The 16,801-nt window shown below is 64.4% G+C and carries 14 protein-coding genes; 5 read left to right on the top strand and 9 right to left on the bottom strand.

Annotated features, from left to right (window positions below):
* The first annotated feature begins 220 nt into the window (after positions 1–220).
* Positions 221–1,477: a hypothetical protein gene (locus tag B0G62_RS26305; RefSeq protein WP_103707105.1), complete on the top strand. Its 1,257-nt coding sequence runs from the start codon at positions 221–223 to the stop codon at positions 1,475–1,477.
* A gap of 202 nt (positions 1,478–1,679) precedes the next feature.
* On the top strand, positions 1,680–4,187 hold the full coding sequence (locus B0G62_RS26300) for a sensor domain-containing protein (RefSeq protein ID WP_167401342.1): 2,508 nt from the start codon (positions 1,680–1,682) through the stop codon (positions 4,185–4,187).
* 144 nt (positions 4,188–4,331) lie between these two features.
* Here the strand turns inward: B0G62_RS26300 and B0G62_RS26295 are convergent, their stop codons facing one another.
* The 4 genes from B0G62_RS26295 to B0G62_RS26280 form a co-directional block, all read right to left on the bottom strand.
* Positions 4,332–5,171 carry an ABC transporter permease gene (locus B0G62_RS26295; protein ID WP_103707103.1) on the bottom strand — a complete coding sequence of 280 codons (840 nt, stop codon included), beginning with the start codon at positions 5,169–5,171 and terminating at the stop codon, positions 4,332–4,334.
* Positions 5,172–5,184: 13 nt separating this feature from the next.
* On the bottom strand, positions 5,185–6,462 hold the full coding sequence (locus B0G62_RS26290) for an ABC transporter permease (protein WP_103707102.1): 1,278 nt from the start codon (positions 6,460–6,462) through the stop codon (positions 5,185–5,187).
* A 101-nt stretch (positions 6,463–6,563) separates the two neighbouring features.
* Entirely contained in the window at positions 6,564–7,589 is a 1,026-nt protein-coding gene (locus B0G62_RS26285) for an ABC transporter substrate-binding protein (RefSeq protein ID WP_244193380.1), read from the bottom strand.
* 87 nt (positions 7,590–7,676) lie between these two features.
* Positions 7,677–8,768 carry an ABC transporter ATP-binding protein gene (locus B0G62_RS26280; RefSeq protein ID WP_103707100.1) on the bottom strand — a complete coding sequence of 364 codons (1,092 nt, stop codon included), beginning with the start codon at positions 8,766–8,768 and terminating at the stop codon, positions 7,677–7,679.
* A gap of 178 nt (positions 8,769–8,946) precedes the next feature.
* Here B0G62_RS26280 and pdxR point away from each other — a divergent pair, with 178 nt between their 5' ends.
* A complete protein-coding gene (gene pdxR / locus B0G62_RS26275) occupies positions 8,947–10,497 on the top strand; it encodes a MocR-like pyridoxine biosynthesis transcription factor PdxR (protein ID WP_103707099.1) in 1,551 nt (516 codons plus the stop codon).
* 162 nt (positions 10,498–10,659) lie between these two features.
* On the opposite strand, the gene B0G62_RS26270 is transcribed toward pdxR, so the two are convergent.
* The 5 genes from B0G62_RS26270 to B0G62_RS26250 form a co-directional block, all read right to left on the bottom strand.
* Positions 10,660–12,654: a family 2A encapsulin nanocompartment cargo protein cysteine desulfurase gene (locus B0G62_RS26270; RefSeq protein WP_103707098.1), complete on the bottom strand. Its 1,995-nt coding sequence runs from the start codon at positions 12,652–12,654 to the stop codon at positions 10,660–10,662.
* Positions 12,629–13,561, bottom strand: a complete 933-nt coding sequence (locus tag B0G62_RS26265; RefSeq protein ID WP_103707097.1) for a family 2A encapsulin nanocompartment shell protein — start codon at positions 13,559–13,561, stop codon at positions 12,629–12,631. Before B0G62_RS26265 ends, B0G62_RS26270 begins: the two co-directional genes overlap by 26 nt.
* Before the next feature lie 213 nt (positions 13,562–13,774).
* Complete coding sequence (locus B0G62_RS26260; RefSeq protein WP_103707096.1) at positions 13,775–14,047, bottom strand: helix-turn-helix domain-containing protein; 273 nt, start codon at positions 14,045–14,047, stop codon at positions 13,775–13,777.
* Positions 14,044–15,003, bottom strand: a complete 960-nt coding sequence (epsC, locus tag B0G62_RS26255) for a serine O-acetyltransferase EpsC (protein WP_103707095.1) — start codon at positions 15,001–15,003, stop codon at positions 14,044–14,046. The genes B0G62_RS26260 and epsC overlap by 4 nt, the downstream gene beginning before the upstream one ends.
* Before the next feature lie 110 nt (positions 15,004–15,113).
* Positions 15,114–15,581, bottom strand: a complete 468-nt coding sequence (locus B0G62_RS26250; RefSeq protein WP_103707094.1) for a rhodanese-like domain-containing protein — start codon at positions 15,579–15,581, stop codon at positions 15,114–15,116.
* Positions 15,582–15,756: 175 nt separating this feature from the next.
* Between B0G62_RS26250 and B0G62_RS26245 the strand changes: the two genes are divergently transcribed.
* Together B0G62_RS26245 and B0G62_RS26240 are read left to right on the top strand one after the other, a co-directional pair.
* Entirely contained in the window at positions 15,757–16,242 is a 486-nt protein-coding gene (locus tag B0G62_RS26245) for a YeeE/YedE family protein (protein ID WP_279629770.1), read from the top strand.
* Positions 16,239–16,706 carry a DUF6691 family protein gene (locus B0G62_RS26240; RefSeq protein WP_103707092.1) on the top strand — a complete coding sequence of 156 codons (468 nt, stop codon included), beginning with the start codon at positions 16,239–16,241 and terminating at the stop codon, positions 16,704–16,706. Before B0G62_RS26245 ends, B0G62_RS26240 begins: the two co-directional genes overlap by 4 nt.
* The last annotated feature ends 95 nt before the right edge of the window (positions 16,707–16,801 follow it).

Genomic DNA, 16,801 nt, shown 5'->3' with positions numbered 1-16,801 from the left:
TGATTCGCCGAGCCGCTCGCCGCCGCACAGTTCGGAAACCATGCTCGAACAACGAAGCCCGTCGGACGTTGCGCTCGCGTGCCTGTTGCTTCCACCCTGTAATTCGAGGCACAACCTCAACTGGATGGGAATCGAATGAAGTGTGTAATATTGAGCGTACTTTGCCATCACCAGAAGTGGTGATGGCCACGCTGAATGGCCTCCACAGCCGGAGCCGCCCTTGCGACGCAACGAACTCCTGGAAGCTGTCGATCTGATCTATGCTGCCGCACTCGACGAAGGTGCGAGCTGGCAGGATCTTGGCGGCAAACTGATGACGCTTTTCGAGGCACAACGCGCGACGCTGTGGCTGGCGGATGGAGCCGGCACGCCAGGCAACCTTCTGATGCATCACGATTCGTATGACGAACAATACGCGTCCCGATACGTTCTTCTTGACCCCTATCGCGCCGCTGCGCGCGAGGTGAGCGTCGAGGAAACGGTGCGTCGGCAAGGGGATGTCCGGCTCGGTCACGAGATTATTCCGGACGCCAGCTATGTGAAAAGCGAGTTTTACGCCGAGTTCGGTCGCAATAGCTCGCGACGCTACCTGATCGGAGGCCTGATCAACGTGTCGAAGGTTATTCCGCTTGGACTGCACCGGGATGCGGCATCACGGCCATTCGATGAGGAGGACAAGCGCACCCTCTCCCAGTTGCTTCCGCATTTGCAGCGCGGGCTTCAGATGCGCGCCCGGCTAGCGCCCACAACGTCCAGCCTCGCCACCGGCGCACTCGATGCGCTTCCGGTTGGCGTCATCGTCGTCGACAGGGAAATGCGGGTCCTTTACAGCAACGCGGAAGCCGTAGCGTTGCTAAGCGATTCGCAGTCTGGGCTGTCTTCGGCACGGCCTCGGCCCGGCCCCGTCTCAGGCGCATGCAGACTTTTCGCGAGTCATCCCGACGACGACGCGCAGCTTTGCCGCCTGGTGGGCGCCGCCTCTCGGGGCGGCGCCGGTGGTGGCATGCAGATCCACGCGCGCCCAAACGCGTCGCCGGGCGATTCCGCCGTGCTTTCGGCTTTGGTATGCCCTGCCCTGCGCCACCTGTCTTCGTCAACCCAGTCCAATATGGGCACAAGCGTCATCCACGGCGCGGCGACCGTACTCACGCGCCATCTGCTCAGGCCATCGTCGCCCCCCGTCAGGCTGCTCATCGATCTGTTCGGGCTCACGCGCTCCGAGGCGGAAGTCGCGGTCGCCCTGGCGGGCGGCGTAACGGCTGAAAATGTCGCGCGTACTAGACGCGTATCGCTCGACACGGTACGCAGCCAGATTCGCACCCTTCTGAGAAAAACAGGAGCAGTTGGACTACGAGATTTCGAGCGGATCATCGCATTGAGTTCAACAATGCATAGGAGGGGTTCGCTTTACGCTCGATGCGCCGATAACGACAGCTTTCGACAGAGTCCAGGCGGCGACCCCCGATACATCGATTAAACCCATTGCATCCGTTGCCGTTAACACCCGTTAACACCAGGAATCACGAAATGCATTTTCATTGCCCTTATGGTCGCGATGCCGGATCGCACCACCGACAGTGATCATCAGCGATACCGAAACGATGGAACGACGCCAATCCCACAACCGTGACTGGACTTCCCATAGCGAGTGTCCGGACGAAAGGACTCAGGCCAGTGGCGTGCCCGAAACAGGATCCCCGCTGGATGACCGGAATATCGAGTCAACGGCCGGCAATCTTGACCCTCAGCGCATCGTGCGACGGGACTGGGATGCGCTCGACCCAACGATCCGGTGGGTCGCAGACAGCGCCGGCGTGCTCGGCCAGATTGTCGGACCGGACGGCGCGACGGCCGACTCGTTAAGCCCGCGACTGGTCGGGCGGCATTGGCGCACACTCGTTCCCCCGGACGATCATCCGATCATTGAGCGGGCGCTCGGGGAGTGCCTGTCCGACGGACATCTGCTCGATGTTCGCTGCCGCTTCGCCTTCGGCACCGGCGATGCGCTGTGGTATCGCACGCGGGCCATTGCCTGCCGCGACGCCTCCGGCCGGGTGATGGGCTGGCATGGGCGCAGCGAGAACATTCATCAGCAGGTTCTTGCCGAAGAGGCATTGCGCGGCAGCGAGGAGCATTACCGGTACACGGTCCAACTGAACCCCGGCATTCCCTGGACCGCGACCGCCGACGGCCTCATCGAGGAGGTGAGCCCCCGTTGGATGGAGGCAACCGGACAGAGCGTGGACGCCGTGAAGGGAATCGGCTGGCTGGACGCGCTGCATCCGGACGACGTCGCGCCCACGGTCGCGGCGTGGCAAGCGGCCCTGCGCTCCGGCAATCCCGTCGACGTCGAATATCGCATTAACGGACGGGACGGTGGCTATCGCTGGGTGCGCGCCCGCGCGCAGGCGCGCCGTAACAGCCTCGGCGAGATCGTTCGCTGGTACGGCACGCTGGAAGACATCGACGATCGCAAGGCCGCCGAAAATGCGCTGCGCGAAAACGAACAGCGGTTTCGCCTCGCGGTTCGGGCCGCCGAACTCGGCGTGTGGGACCTCGACCGGCAGACGGGTTGGGAGGTCTGGTCCGACGAACTGAAGGCCATGTTCGGCTTGTCGGCCGACGAGAACCCGCAAGCCGAAACCGTATCCGGGCTCATGCATCCCGATGACAGAGACCGGCTGAAATCGGCGCTCGCCGCACCGGACGACGGCAGCCGGCAACAGGAGTTCGACGCCACGCTCCGCATCCGCCGCGCGGACGACGGGCGGGAGCGATGGCTGAGCGCGCGCGGCTGGAAAACGTTCCTGCCGTCCGGCGCACTGAAGCGCGCGCTCGTCACGTTCCGGGACATCACCGACGAACGGACGGCCGACGAACGCATCCGCTGGATGGCGACCCACGACGCGCTGACGGGTCTGCCCAATCGCCTGGCGTTCCAGCACGAGGTCGAGCGCCTCATCGAGCTGGACGTCCGCGATCAGGATGCCGGCCTTGCGATCCTGATCGCGGACGTCGACGATCTGAAGGGAACGAACGACCAGATCGGGCACGACGCGGGAGACGCGCTGCTATGCGCGCTCGCGGAACGACTGCGCGAGGTGCTGCCCGCTCAGTCATTCATCGCACGGCTTGGGGGCGACGAGTTCGGCATTGCGTTGCCTTCGGTTTCGCGCGCCGACATTCACGATATCGGCACGGCGGTCGGCGCACGCTTGCGGCAGCCGCTCAGCTACGCGCAGCGCGTTCTCGACTGTCGGGCGAGCATCGGCGTTGCCTGTTTCCCCGAGCACGGCACCGATGCGACCGATCTGCTCAAGGCCACCGATACGGCGCTGTACGCCGCCAAGGCGACCGCCCGCGGCGGCATGACCGTGTTCCATCCGGACATGCGCCGCAAGGCACGCGAGCGCGCGGAAATGATCGCGCGCGCCCGGCGGGCCGTCGACGCAGACCGCATTCGCCCGTTCTATCAGCCGAAGGTCGATCTGCAGTCCGGCCGCATCACCGGCTTCGAGGCCCTTCTGCGCTGGCACACGGGCGACGGGCAAATGCTGCCGCCCGCCGGCATTGCCGCCGCGTTCGAGAACGTGGAGCTTGCGGTCGAACTGCATGAACTGATGTTCAGCAATATTCTGGCCGACGTGCATCGCTGGCTCGATGCCGGCCTGCCGTTCGGCCGCATCGCCATCAATGCGGCCGCCGCGCAGTTCATGCACGACGATTTCGCCGAGGAACTCCTCTCGCGACTCGCGACCGAACGCGTATCCGCCGACTGCTTCGAGGTCGAGGTGACGGAGACGGTTTTCCTCGGCCGCAGCGCGGAAGGCGTCGGACGGGCGTTGCGGATGCTCAGCGACGAGGGGGTGCGAATCGCACTCGACGATTTCGGTACCGGCTACGCCTCACTGACGCACCTTCAGGCCTTCCCTGTGCACACCATCAAGATCGATCGCAGTTTCATGGCGGATCTGGACACGCAGCCGGGAAACGTTGCGATCGTCGAGGCGGTGGTCGCCCTCAGCCACAAGCTCGGGATGGACACCGTCGCGGAAGGCGTCGAGCAGGCCAGTCAGTGCGATTTTCTGCGGCGATGCGGCTGCGATAGTGTTCAGGGATTTCTGTTTAGCCCGGCCATCGCTCCGCAGGGTGTCCCGGCGCTGTTGCAGCAGTCGTGGATCACCTGAGTGCCGGCCGGCAAAGTTGGCCGCCTCGCTCCGCTTATCTTCACGGTTGGGCGCAGGATTCCATCGCTGTTACGAAGCCTGGAAATCAATTCGATTGATGCAGGCTTCGTTCAAGCGCTTTCAGGGCATCGGCCTCCCTGCTTTTTACGCCTTGACCGCGCGAGCGGCATTTCTGCCTCGCAGCCACTCGAGCGCGAGCAGTAGACAGGTCGAGAAGACGATCAGGATCGTGGCCAGCGCGGCAATCGTCGGGCTGATGTTCTCGCGGATGCCGGTGAACATCTGCCTCGGCAGGGTAGTCTGATCGGCGCCCGCGAGAAACAGCGTCACAACCACTTCATCGAACGACGTCGCGAACGCGAAAAGCGCTCCCGAAATCACGCCCGGCGCGATCACCGGCAAGGTTACGCGAAAGAACGTCGTGACCGGATTCGCACCCAGCGACAGACTCGCGCGCACAAGATTGTGATTGAAGCCCGCGAGCGTGGCGGACACCGTCGTCACCACGAAAGGCACACCCAGCGACGCGTGCGCGAGAATCAGCCCGATATACGTATTGGCCAGTCCGAGCGGCGCGAAGAACAGATACATGCCGACGCCCACCACGACCACGGGCACGATCATCGGCGAAATGAGGACCGCCATCAGCAACGATTTACCGCGGAAGTCGGCCTTGTTCAGACCGATGGCCGCGAGCGTGCCGAGTACGGTGGCCACCACCGTTGCGAGCGGCCCGACGATAAAGCTGTTCTTCGCGGCCATGCGCCATTCGTCGGACATCACGAGATTTTCGTACCAGCGCAGCGACCAGCCCGGAATCGGATACACGAGGAACGTGCTCGACGAGAATGAGAGCGGCACGATCGCGAGCACGGGCAGAATCAGATACAGCAGCGTGAGCACGGCGAGGCCGCGTAACGTGAAGTACCAGATGCGTTCGACGCCCGAGGTGTGCGGAGCAAAAAGCGGTTTCGCGAATTTCATGTCGTGGCCTCCTTTAGCCGAGGCTCAGGTTCGTGCGCGTGAATCGCACGTAGACGAAATACAGCACGGTCGTGGCCGCGAGCAGCAGCGCGCCGAGCGAGCATGCCATGCCCCAGTTGATCGACACATTCGTGAAGTACGCCACGTAGTAGCTCACCATCTGGTCGGCCGGGCCGCCTAGCAGCGCGGGCGTGATGTAGTAGCCAATCGAGAGAATGAACACGAGCAGCACGCCCGCACCAATGCCCGGATAGGTCTGCGGCACGTACACGCGCCAGAAGGCCGCGAACGGGTGACTGCCGAGCGAGACGGCCGCGCGCTGATACGTCGGCGGGATCGATTTCATCACGCTGTAAAGCGGCAGCACCATGAAGGGCAAGAGAATGTGCGTCATCGAAATATAGACGCCCACGCGGTTGAACAGCAGCGCAAGCGGCGACGAAATGATGCCGGTGTCCATCAACGCCTTGTTGACCAGCCCTTCGCTTTGCAGGATCACGATCCACGCGGCCACGCGCACGAGAATCGACGTCCAGAACGGAATCAGCACGAGGATCATCATGAGATTGGCGCGGCGCTCGGAGAGCGTCGAGATCCAGTACGCGAGCGGATAGCCGAGCGCAAGCGCGAACAAGGTGACGAACACGCTGATGACGAAGGTGCGCCCGAACACGGCGAGATAAATTTGCTGCTCGGGATCGGCGGACACGATACTGCCGAAGGCGTCCTGCTTGTGGTCGAGCGAGGCGAGCAGATAGAACGGCGAATAGCGGCCGCTATTCTTCGCGATGGCCTGCCAGTACGTCACGTCGTTCCAGCGATCGTCGAGTTCGACGATTTTGGCGCGCGTCTGCGCGGGCGTGAGCGTGAGCGGCTTGCCGTCGTCGTCGGAAAGCGGCATGGCGCGCGCGGTCTTCGCCACGAGCGAGCGATAGCCGGCGATCTCCACGTTCAGGCGGCGCGCGAGCGCGCCCATGGCGTCGCCGTCCTGCACCGCCGCGAGGTCCTGCGCGAGCGCGGCGTAGGCCGCGTCGGGCGGCGCGCTTTTGCGGTCCCAGCCGTTGAGTGCCGCAATCGTATGCGGCAGCGCGGTGGCCACTTCTGGATTCTGCACGGCGCGCGTGAGCAGCGCCGCGATCGGCACGACAAAAATCAACAGCAGAAAGATCGCCAGCGGCGCGATCAGCAGCAGCGCCATGGTGCGCTTCTTCGCCTGCGCGAGGCGCAGTTCGCGCTTCAGGCGCGCGCTCGATTCGCCTGCATCGTCAGCGACGTTGGTCACGGTCGTCATCGTTGTCACATCAAGTCTCCTGCACTGCCCCCGTTGCCGCGCGACGCGCCTTGTGCTGCAAACCGCGCGCCGCGCAACGGATACTTCAACGCTTCACGCGCTTACTTCGCTGCCCACGAAGCGAAGCGCTGTTCCAGTTCGTCACCGTGATCGGTCCAGAACGTGAGGTTCTGCTGCACCGCATTCTTGCCGTTGGCCGGCGAATTCGGCAGGTTTTCCAGTGTCTTCGCGTCGAGCGCCTTGATCGCGTTGTCGTTGACCGGGCCGTAGGCGATGTGCTTCGCGTACTCCTGCTGCGGCTTCGGCGAGAGGGTGTAGGCGATGTACTTGAGCGCCGCGTCCTTGTTGGGCGAGCCCTTCGGAATCGCCCAGTAGTCCAGATCGTAGATGCTGCCGCTCCACACGACCCTGAGGTTCTTGCCTTCGCGCTGCGCAGCGTCGATCCGGCCGTTGAAAGCCGTGGACATCACCACGTCGCCGGCCACGAGGAACTGGGGCGGCTGCGCGCCCGCCTCCCACCACTGGATGTTCGGCTTGAGTTCGTCGAGCTTCTTGAACGCGCGGTCCTGGCCCGCCTTGGTCGAGAGCACCTTGTAGACGTCCTGCGGCGCCACGCCGTCGGCCATCAGCGCGAATTCGAGGTTGTATTGCGCGCCCTTGCGCATACCGCGCTTGCCCGGGAATTTCTTCGTGTCCCAGAAGTCGGCCCAACCCGTGGGCGCGGTCTTGAGTTTGTCGGCGTTATAGGCGAGCGCCGTGGACCACACGAAGAAACCCGCGCCGCACGGCTGCTGCGCAGCCTTGATGAAGTCGCTCTTGTTGCCGAGCTTCGACCAGTCGAGCTTCTCGTAGAGGCCTTCGTCGCAGCCGCGCGCGATGTCGCCGGTTTCGACTTCCACCACGTCCCAGTTGACGTGTTTCGCTTCGACCATGGCCTTGACCTTGGCCTGCTCGCCGTTGTATTCGACGGTCGTGATCTTCGTGCCTGTCTGCGCCTGATACGGCTCGTTGAAGGCCGCCTTCTGCGCGTTGCCATTCGCGCCGCCGAAGTTCACGACCGTGAGTTCCGCCGCGTGCGCCGCGCCGAGCGAGAGTGCGAGCGTGGCCGCGACCGCCGCAACGCGCATGTTGCCGATCTTTTTCATGGTGAGTCCCTTCTCCTTGGTGGTTTGTCTTGCCGGGCCTTCAGCACGAGCGGCGTGACCCGGTCGTCTTCACGCGAACACGCGCAGATGTTCGGGCGCAAACTCGAGCGCGACCGGCTGGCCGGGCGCGAAACCGGCGAGCGCCTCAGTGCCGAGCGGCACTTTCACGAAGCACTCGTCCTGCTGGGGCAGACCGCAGCGCATGCGCACGTGGTCGCCGTAATAGATCAGACTGCGCGCCTCGCCCGCAATGGCGTTCGCGCCGTTGCTCGCGCCATGAGCGGCAAGCTTCATACGTTCGGGACGAATGGAGGCGATGGCGTCGGCGCCCGCCTGCGCGCCCGCGACGTTGCGGCCCTTCAGGCGCGTGCCATCGGCCAGGTGGATTTCGCAGAACTCGCCTTCGACCGAGACGATCTTGCCGCGCAGACGATTGCTGTCGCCGATAAAGCTCGCGACGAACTCGTTGCATGGCGATTCATAAAGACGGTCCACGCTGTCGAGCTGCTGCACGATGCCCTTGTCAAATACCGCGACGCGGTCCGACATGGTGAGTGCCTCGCCCTGATCGTGCGTCACGTAGACGAAGGTGATGCCGAGCTTCTCGTGCAGCGACTTGAGTTCGTATTGCATATGTTCGCGCAGCTGTTTGTCGAGCGCGCCCAGCGGCTCGTCCATCAGCACGAGCTTGGGCTGGAACACCAGCGCGCGCGCCAGCGCGATACGCTGCTGCTGCCCGCCCGAAAGCTGCGCCGGATAACGCTTCGCGAAGCTTTCCATGCGCACCATCTTGAGCGCATCGTTCACGCGCGCGGCGCGCTCGCCGGCCGGCACCTTGCGCACGCCCAGCGGATACGCCACGTTCTGTTCGACCGTCATGTGCGGGAACAAAGCGTAGTTCTGGAACACCATGCCGATGTCGCGCTTGTGCGGCGGCACGTTATTGAGCAGCTTGCCCTCGAGGCGGATCTCACCGCCGGTCGGGAATTCGAAACCCGCGAGCATCATCAGGCACGTGGTTTTTCCGGACCCGGACGGCCCGAGCAACGTCAGGAACTCGCCCTGATAGATGTCCAGATCGAGTTGCTTCACCACCAGGGTTTCGCCGTCGTAAGTCTTGCGCACGCCGCGAAAGCTGACGATCACGTCCGAGTGCTTCATCGCCCTGTCTCCTGTCTTTGTTCCTGTATTGCCGCGCCTTGTCGATCCGGCGCGATTAAATAAAACCTGTCGCAGGCATTAACTGGACCTGACGTGCGGATTACTATAGTCGCTTTCGGTTCTATCCAATGGAGCCATTTCATTATTCCGGATGGAACCATTTGACCTCGGGGGGCCGATGGTAATTTTGTCCGACTGGCTGGCCGCGCAGCTTGACAAGGCCGGCGTCGAACCGGTCTACCGCCAGTTGCTGCGCCTGATGCAGCAGGCCATCCTGACCGGCCACCTGGCGCCCGGCACCCGACTGCCCAGCTCGCGCACGCTTGCGGCTGACCTTGGGATCGCGCGCAATACGGTGGTGCACGTGTACGACCAGTTGAGCGCCGAGGGCTACGTGCTCTCGACCACCGGCAGCGGCACCTATGTCGCCGACACACGCCCCGACTCCGCCGCGGTCGGCCCGCGCACCGCCTTGCACGCCCCGGAAGATGCCGATGCGCCCGCCCATGCGACAACCTGCCCGCGCGGTGACATGTCCATGCGCGGGCAGCGTCTGATTGACGAAGCAGGCGTCTCGGCGAAGCAATGGGGTGCATTCATGCCAGGCGTGCCCGACGTGGCCGAATTTCCCGCGCGCACCTGGAGCCGCCTGCAGTCGCGCCTCTGGAAGTCGGTGGGCCACGACCTCCTCACCTACGCACCGGGCGGCGGCTATCGCCCGCTGCGACGGGCCTTGTCGGACTATCTGCGCGTCGCTCGCTCGGTGCGTTGCTCACCCGAGCAGATCATTATCACGACCGGCATTCATCAGTCGATCGATCTCGCGGTGCGCCTGCTCGCGGATCACGGCGACCGTGCCTGGGTCGAAGAACCGTGTTATTGGGGAGCGCGCAGCGTGCTGCAGGCGTCAGGCATCCAGCTCGCGCCAATACCGGTGGATGCCGAAGGCTTGAACCCCGGCGACGCCGATCTGCGTCATCCGCCGCGCATGGCGCTCGTCACGCCCTCGCATCAGTATCCGCTGGGCATGGTCATGAGCCTCGCAAGACGCCGCACGCTGCTCGAATACGCGCGCCAGCACAAGATGTGGATCATCGAAGACGACTACGACAGCGAGTTCCGCTACGGCAGCCGGCCTCTCGCGTCATTGCAGGGACTCGACGAATCGGATCGTGTGATCTATGTGGGCAGTCTCGGAAAGCTGCTGTTCCCGGGCTTGCGTATTGGCTATATGGTGGTGCCCGAGCGGCTCGCCGCCACCTTTCGCACGGGCGTCGCAGAGCTTTATCGCGAAGGCCAGTTGATGCAGCAGGCCGTGCTGGCGGAGTTCATCCTGGACGGTTATCTCACCTCGCACGTGCGTCGTATGCGCACGCTGTACGGCGAACGACGCCAATTGTTGATCGACGCCGTCACACGCCATTTCGGCGATGCCCTGCCTGTTATGGGCGATGAAGCGGGTCTGCATTTCGTACTCGGCTTGCCCGAACATTGCGACGACCGCGAGGTCACGGCCGCAGCCTACGAAGCAGGGGTGATTGTGAGGCCGCTTGCATCGTACTACCTGGGAAAACAACAACGCAAAGGATTGCTAACCGGTTATGCGTGCGTGCCGCACGAGAACATCGAGCCGGCGTTCGCGACCCTTGCGCGCGTAATCGAAGCGCACGCATTCGGCAAGCGCACGGCGTTGCTTTCCGCCACGCAGGCCCCGGCGAGCATGTCGTGACGCATTCGCATGTGCCGGTCGGGTTTCGTCCGGTGTACTGCTTGGGGTGGTAACGCGACAACGGCAAGGTGTGGTCGTCGGCGCAATTCATCACTTTCGCGTAAGCGCCGCGCTTGTTCGAAGGAGGCGCAACGGTTTCCCGCTGCGCCTCCTGGTTGGCTTTTAGCCGCGTCGGGCCGCCAGCCTGCGCACCACCGACACCAGCGCGTCGACTTCGTCGCAGGTGTTGTAGAACGCCAGCGACGGGCGCACCGTGGCCTCCAGACCAAAGCGCCGCAGGATCGGCTGCGCGCAATGATGGCCGGAGCGCACCGCGATGCCCTCTTCGCTGAGCGCACGGCCCACTTCCTCGGTCTGGTAGCCGCGCAGCACGAACGACAGCACGCTCGCCTTGTCGTTCGCCGTCCCCACCAGCCGCACGCCGGGCACGGGCGCCAGCACGCTCGTCGCATAGGCGAGCAGATCGTGCTCGTAACGCGCGATGTTGTCGATGCCGATGCGCGTCACGTAGTCCAGCGCGGCGCCCAGGCCCACCGCGTCGGCGATGTTGCCCGTGCCGGCTTCGAAACGCGCGGGCGGCGGCTGGAACAGCGTGCGCTCGAAGGTGACGTCGGCGATCATGTTGCCGCCGCCCTGCCAGGGCGGCATCGCTTCGAGCACTTCGCGCTTGCCATAGACCACGCCGATGCCGGTCGGCCCGTAAATCTTGTGGCCCGAAAACACGAAGAAGTCCGCGTCGAGCGCGCGCACATCCACGCGCAGGTGCGAGATCGACTGCGCGCCGTCCACCAGCGCCTTCGCGCCCACGGCGTGCGCCATCTGCACGATCTGCGCGACCGGCACGACGGTGCCGAGCGCGTTCGACACCTGGGTGACGGCCGCGATCTTCGTACGCTCGTTAAAGAGCTTGCGGCATTCGTCGAGCTGCACCTGGCCGGACTCATCGACGGGAATCACGCGCAGCGTCGCGCCCTTGCGCGCGGCAAGCTGCTGCCACGGCACGATGTTGGCGTGGTGCTCGAGATGCGAGACGACGATCTCGTCGCCCGGTCCCACGTTCTCCTCGCCCCATGACTTGGCGATCAGGTTGATCGCCTCGGTCGTGCCGCGCACGAACACGATTTCATCGGGCGAGCCCGCGCCGATGAAGCGCTGTACCGTCTCGCGCGCGTGCTCGTAGGCATCGGTTGCGCGGCCCGCGAGCGTATGCGCCGCGCGATGGATGTTGGAGTTCTCGTGCTCGTAGAAGTACGCGAGGCGCTCGATCACGGCACGCGGCTTGTGCGTGGTCGCCGCGTTGTCGAGCCAGACGAGCGGGCGGCCATTCACGCGCTCGGCGAGAATCGGGAAGTCACGCCTCACGGCATCGACGTCGAAAGGCGCGCGCACGGCGGAAAATGGCGCGCCATGTGTCTGATCGCGTTGCTGGTCACGCGGATGCGCAGCGGCACGCGCCTCGTCCAGCACGTAGTGCGAGCCGTGTGCGGGCTTCGCGTCCGGTATGCCGGGCGCGCCCTGAAAGCCGTCACGGTGCAAGGACAGCAATCCGCGCAGATCGTCTTGCGTGGGCAGTCCGAATGCGCGTGGATCGGCGCCCAGCGCGGGTGCGTCGTAACGGGTGTTCTCGTGCGCCGAAGCAGGCGAGCCCGCGCGTAGCGTGTCGTCGAGGAAATAGTACGGCGACGCCCCACTCTGCTGCGGCACACCCAGCAACGCGCCACCCGCGCGCGGTTCGAGCGCGGGCAACACCGACACGGCTTGATCGGGCAAACCATTCTGCGCGGCGGCATGCGGTGCAAGCGCCGGTGCGCGATTACCCAGCGACAGGATGTGCGTGGGGCTGCCAGGCAACAGATTGCCGCCCGGCACACGGCCTTGCGGCAACGTCAAACCCGGCACGCCGGTGCCCGTCCCAGCCGGCCCCGCGAGCGGCGAACCCGCCGGTGCGGGATTGCTGAGAGACGCCAGCACGGGCGCGGCAGCCGGCAATGCGCTCGGCACCCCGCCTACTGCACCGCTGCCGGTCACGACTTCCGGCGCCGCGACACCGCCCGGCGGCGCTCTGAAAAACGCATTGGCCAGTCGCGCGAGCTGCGCCGGATCGGGCAAGCCGCCCGGCAGAGGCGCTGGATTACCGGTAGGTGTCTGCATAGTCATGGTACTTGCCGATTTCCACGTCATCGAGAACTGCGAGCGCGTCCGGCGAATGCACGGCAAGCGAGCAATAAAGCGAGATCAGATACGACGCGATCGCCTGATTGTTGATGCCCATGAAGCGCACCGACAGACCCGGCCCCTGTTCGCCCGCGACGCCCGGCTGATACAGGCCGACCACGCCTTGCCGCTTGTCGCCCACGCGCAGCAGCAGGATCTTGGTCTTGCCGTCGGCAACCGGCACCTTGTCGGACGGAATCAGCGGAATGCCGCGCCACGTGATGAATTGCGACCCAAACAGGCTGACCGTGGGCGGCGGCACGCCACGACGCGTGCACTCCCGCGCGAACGCGGCGATGCCGAGCGGATGCGTGAGGAAGAATGCCGGTTCTTTCCAGACCTTGGTGAGCAGTTCGTCGAGATCGTCGGGCGTCGGCGCGCCGGTCAGCGGAAAGATGCGCTGTTCTTCCTCGACGTTGGCGAGCAGGCCATAGTCGGGATTGTTGATGAGCTGGCTTTCCTGCAGCTCCTTGATCGTCTCGATCGTGAGGCGCAGCTGTTCCTTGATCTGATCGTGCGGACTGCTATACAAATCGGAAATACGCGTATGCACGTCGAGCACGGTGCTCACCGCATTGAGGAAGTACTCGCGCGGATTTTCTTCGTAAGGCACGAACGTGGTCGGCAGCGTGCCTTCGTCCTCGCGCGCGGTGCAGGTGGCGCGCACGGCCTCGGGATCCTTCACCCGGTTCAGGCGATAGATGCCGGCTTCCACCGGCACCCATTGCAGCAGATGTGTCAGCCAGCGCGGCGTGATGGTGGACAGCTGGGGGACGGTCTTGGTGGCATTCGCCAATTGCCGCGCGGCGTTATCGCCGAGCGCGTTCTGGCCGTTCAAATTCGTGGACATTGAATGAGGACTCCGGTTGCTTAGAACGAAAACAGCTTTGCTTATGACGCGTTGTGATTATTAGAGCCCGTGTCGGCGTGCTCAACCTGCTATAGACACCAATGAGGCGGCGACGCGCACGCGCCGGCCGCGCCGATGCGAAACAGCGTGTCAATTACTGCAATAACGGATGGACAGTCTGGGGACTACGGCGATCCGGGCACGCGAATCCGGCTATAGATCGAATGACGCAGGCTGTACGAGATACGAAGCGCGCGCAGGAGGCGCGGTGGCCACGAGCGCGCCCAGCAAATCCGCTACGCTCATGCCCAACGCGTGCGCCAGTTTTTCGACGGTGACAATGGAGGCGATCACCGTGCCCCGTTCGATCTCGCCGACGTAGGTGCGATTGAGTCCCGCATGTTCCGCCAGCCGCTCCTGCGACCAGGCGCGCGCCTCGCGCAGCCGCCGCACCGCCGCGCCGAAATCCTGCACGATGGCGTTCATGACGGGACACCGGCGGGCTGCTGCCCGTGTTGTCCGGCCCGCGCGGACGCCGCCGGGCGCGTTTCATGCCGCGAGATCGCCTGGGTGACATGCGCGCCGGCGGGCACGCTTTCGGTGAGCCAGACATTGCCGCCGATAACGGCGCCGCGCCCCAGCGTGACGCGGCCAAGGATGGTCGCCCCTGCGTAGATCACCACGTCGTCTTCGACGATCGGATGGCGTGCGAGGCCTTTTTCCAGCTTGCCCGCGGCGTCGCGCGGAAAGCGTTTTGCGCCGAGCGTCACGGCCTGATAAACCCGCACGCGCTCGCCGATCACGGCCGTTTCGCCGATCACCACGCCCGTGCCGTGGTCGATGAAGAAAGCGGAGCCGATCTGCGCGCCCGGATGGATGTCGATGCCGGTGGCCGCATGCGCAAGCTCGGAGAGGATGCGTGCGAGCAGCGGCAAACCCAGACGATACAGTTCGTGCGCGAAACGATGATGGATCATCGCGAGCACGCCGGGATAGCAGAGCAGGACTTCGTCGACGCTACCCGCTGCGGGGTCGCCGTCGAAAGCCGCAAGCACATCGCTGTCGAGCAGCACGCGGATGGCCGGCAAACGCTGCGCGAAGGCATGCACGGCCGTTTCGGCACGACGTTCGATTTCGTCCAGATCGGGATCGTCGCGGCGCGCGCGGTAACGCAGTTCCAGCCGCGCCTGCGCGAGCAGTTTGTGCAGGCCGGCGTCGAGCGCGTGGCCTACATAGAAGTTTTCGCTTTCCTGACGAAGCTCGGGCGGGCCGAGCCGCATCGGGAACAGCACGCCCTTGAGCGTATCCACGATTTCAGCCAGCGCCTCGCGCGCCGGCAGCTCGCGTCCGCCGGGTTCCAGCGAACGCTGCTGCACCTCGCGCCACTGCTGACGCACGCTTTGCAGCGCCTCTACGATTTCCGCTACACGAAAGACAGTCACGCTCGTTACTCCCCGTTTCACAAGCTCACAAGCGCCACCGTTTGTGGCGCGTTGTCCGCAGCGGTTATCAGCCTTCAGTCCTGGATCTGGTCCTGAATCGAGTCTTGAATCTAATCCTGCTTCCAGGGCAGATCGTGAAAGCGCCAGCCGTTTTGCCGTCCGCGTTGCCCCGACGCATCGAGGTCGCCTTCGAATCCCTCGCTCACATTGAATACATGCGCAAACCCCGCTTTGGCCGCGGCTTCGGCGGCCTGCGCCGATCGATTGCCGCTGCGGCACAACAGCAGCACGGTAGCCTGCTTGCCCGTTTTGGCCTCAAGCTCGCGCACGAAGCGCGGATTGCGCGTGAGGCTCGTGCCGGTCGCCCAGGCGACGTGCAGCGTATCGGGCACGTGTCCCACGAAACGATGTTCCTCCGCCGTGCGCACGTCGACCAGCACGGCCTCGCCCGATTGATGCAGGTTCCACGCCTGGCGCGGCGTCACGCTGCCTGCGTAAGGCAGACCGGCAGCCTGCGCTGCTTCGTGCGCGGCCGCCAGATCGGCATGCAGCGGCTTTTCCAGAATATCGACCGTCATCACTGTCTCCATGTTCTCAAGATCGCCGCGTTGCCGCCGGCGCGTTTCGCATCGCCGTCTATAGACGGCAGGAGTCCACTATGCGGTGGCTTCGCGCCGGTTCCAACCAACTAAATCTGCTATTTAAATGAGCGGTCTGCTTCGATGCTGATTCGATCCAGTCGGGCGGCACAGCCTGCCGTATCATTCGCTATCGCGCCGAACCCTTTTTTCAATGACACATCTGACTCCCTGGAGCGCTCTTGCCGGCGGCTTGCTGATCGGCCTGTCGGCCTCCCTGCTGCTCTGGCTAAACGGCAAGATCGCGGGCATCAGCGGCATCGCGCGCCAGTTGATCTGGGGCGAGCGCCGCGATTTCGCGTGGCGCGCCGCATTCCTGTTCGGTCTGATCGCGGGCGCCGCCGCCTGCTATGCGCTCGCCCGCGCGTTCGCTCACACCGATCTCGCGCCGCAGGCCCGCGTGGGATTTCCGCCCGTGCTGCTGATCGTCGCGGGCCTCGCAACCGGCTATGGCACCGCGCTCGCGCACGGCTGCACGAGCGGACACGGCGTATGCGGGCTCGCGCGCTTTTCGCGTCGATCGGCGGTCGCGACCGCTGTGTTCCTCATCACGGCGATCGTCATGACCTTCTTCGTACGCCACGTACTCGGACTGCAATGAACGCACTGAAATCGCTGACAAGCTTTGCGTGCGGCCTGCTCTTCGGCGGCGGCCTCGCGCTCTCCGGCATGACGCGCCCGCAAAAAGTGCTGGGTTTTCTCGACGTAAGCGGATCTTGGGATGGCAGTCTGCTGTTCGTGCTGGGCGGCGCGGTGACGCTCGCGGTCATCGCGTTCCATTTCATCCTGCGCCGCAGGAAACCCCTACTGGCCGACCATTTTGCGTTGCCGGACGCCACGGCCATCGACGGCAAGCTGATTGCAGGCGCGGCGATCTTCGGCCTTGGCTGGGGCGCGGCGGGCTATTGCCCCGGCCCAGCGATCGCACTGCTCGCGCATCCGAACATCGAAGCGCTTTATTTCCTGCCTTCGATGATTGCCGGATGGTGGATCTGGCGCTGGACGGCCGGGCGCGCGGCGGGTTCGAAGGGAACGAAATCGGCGACGAGAAAAGCGCTTTCCTGAAAGCTACGATTGCCGCAAGACGAATCGCCGATTACGCGTATGACCGGACGGTTCCGGTGCAGGTTTCGTGTTGCTTCACGCGCACAAAATGCACT

The organism is Paraburkholderia eburnea (assembly GCF_002917095.1).
In the GTDB taxonomy this organism is placed as follows: domain Bacteria; phylum Pseudomonadota; class Gammaproteobacteria; order Burkholderiales; family Burkholderiaceae; genus Paraburkholderia; species Paraburkholderia eburnea.
This window is presented reverse-complemented; position numbering and strand designations above follow the sequence as displayed.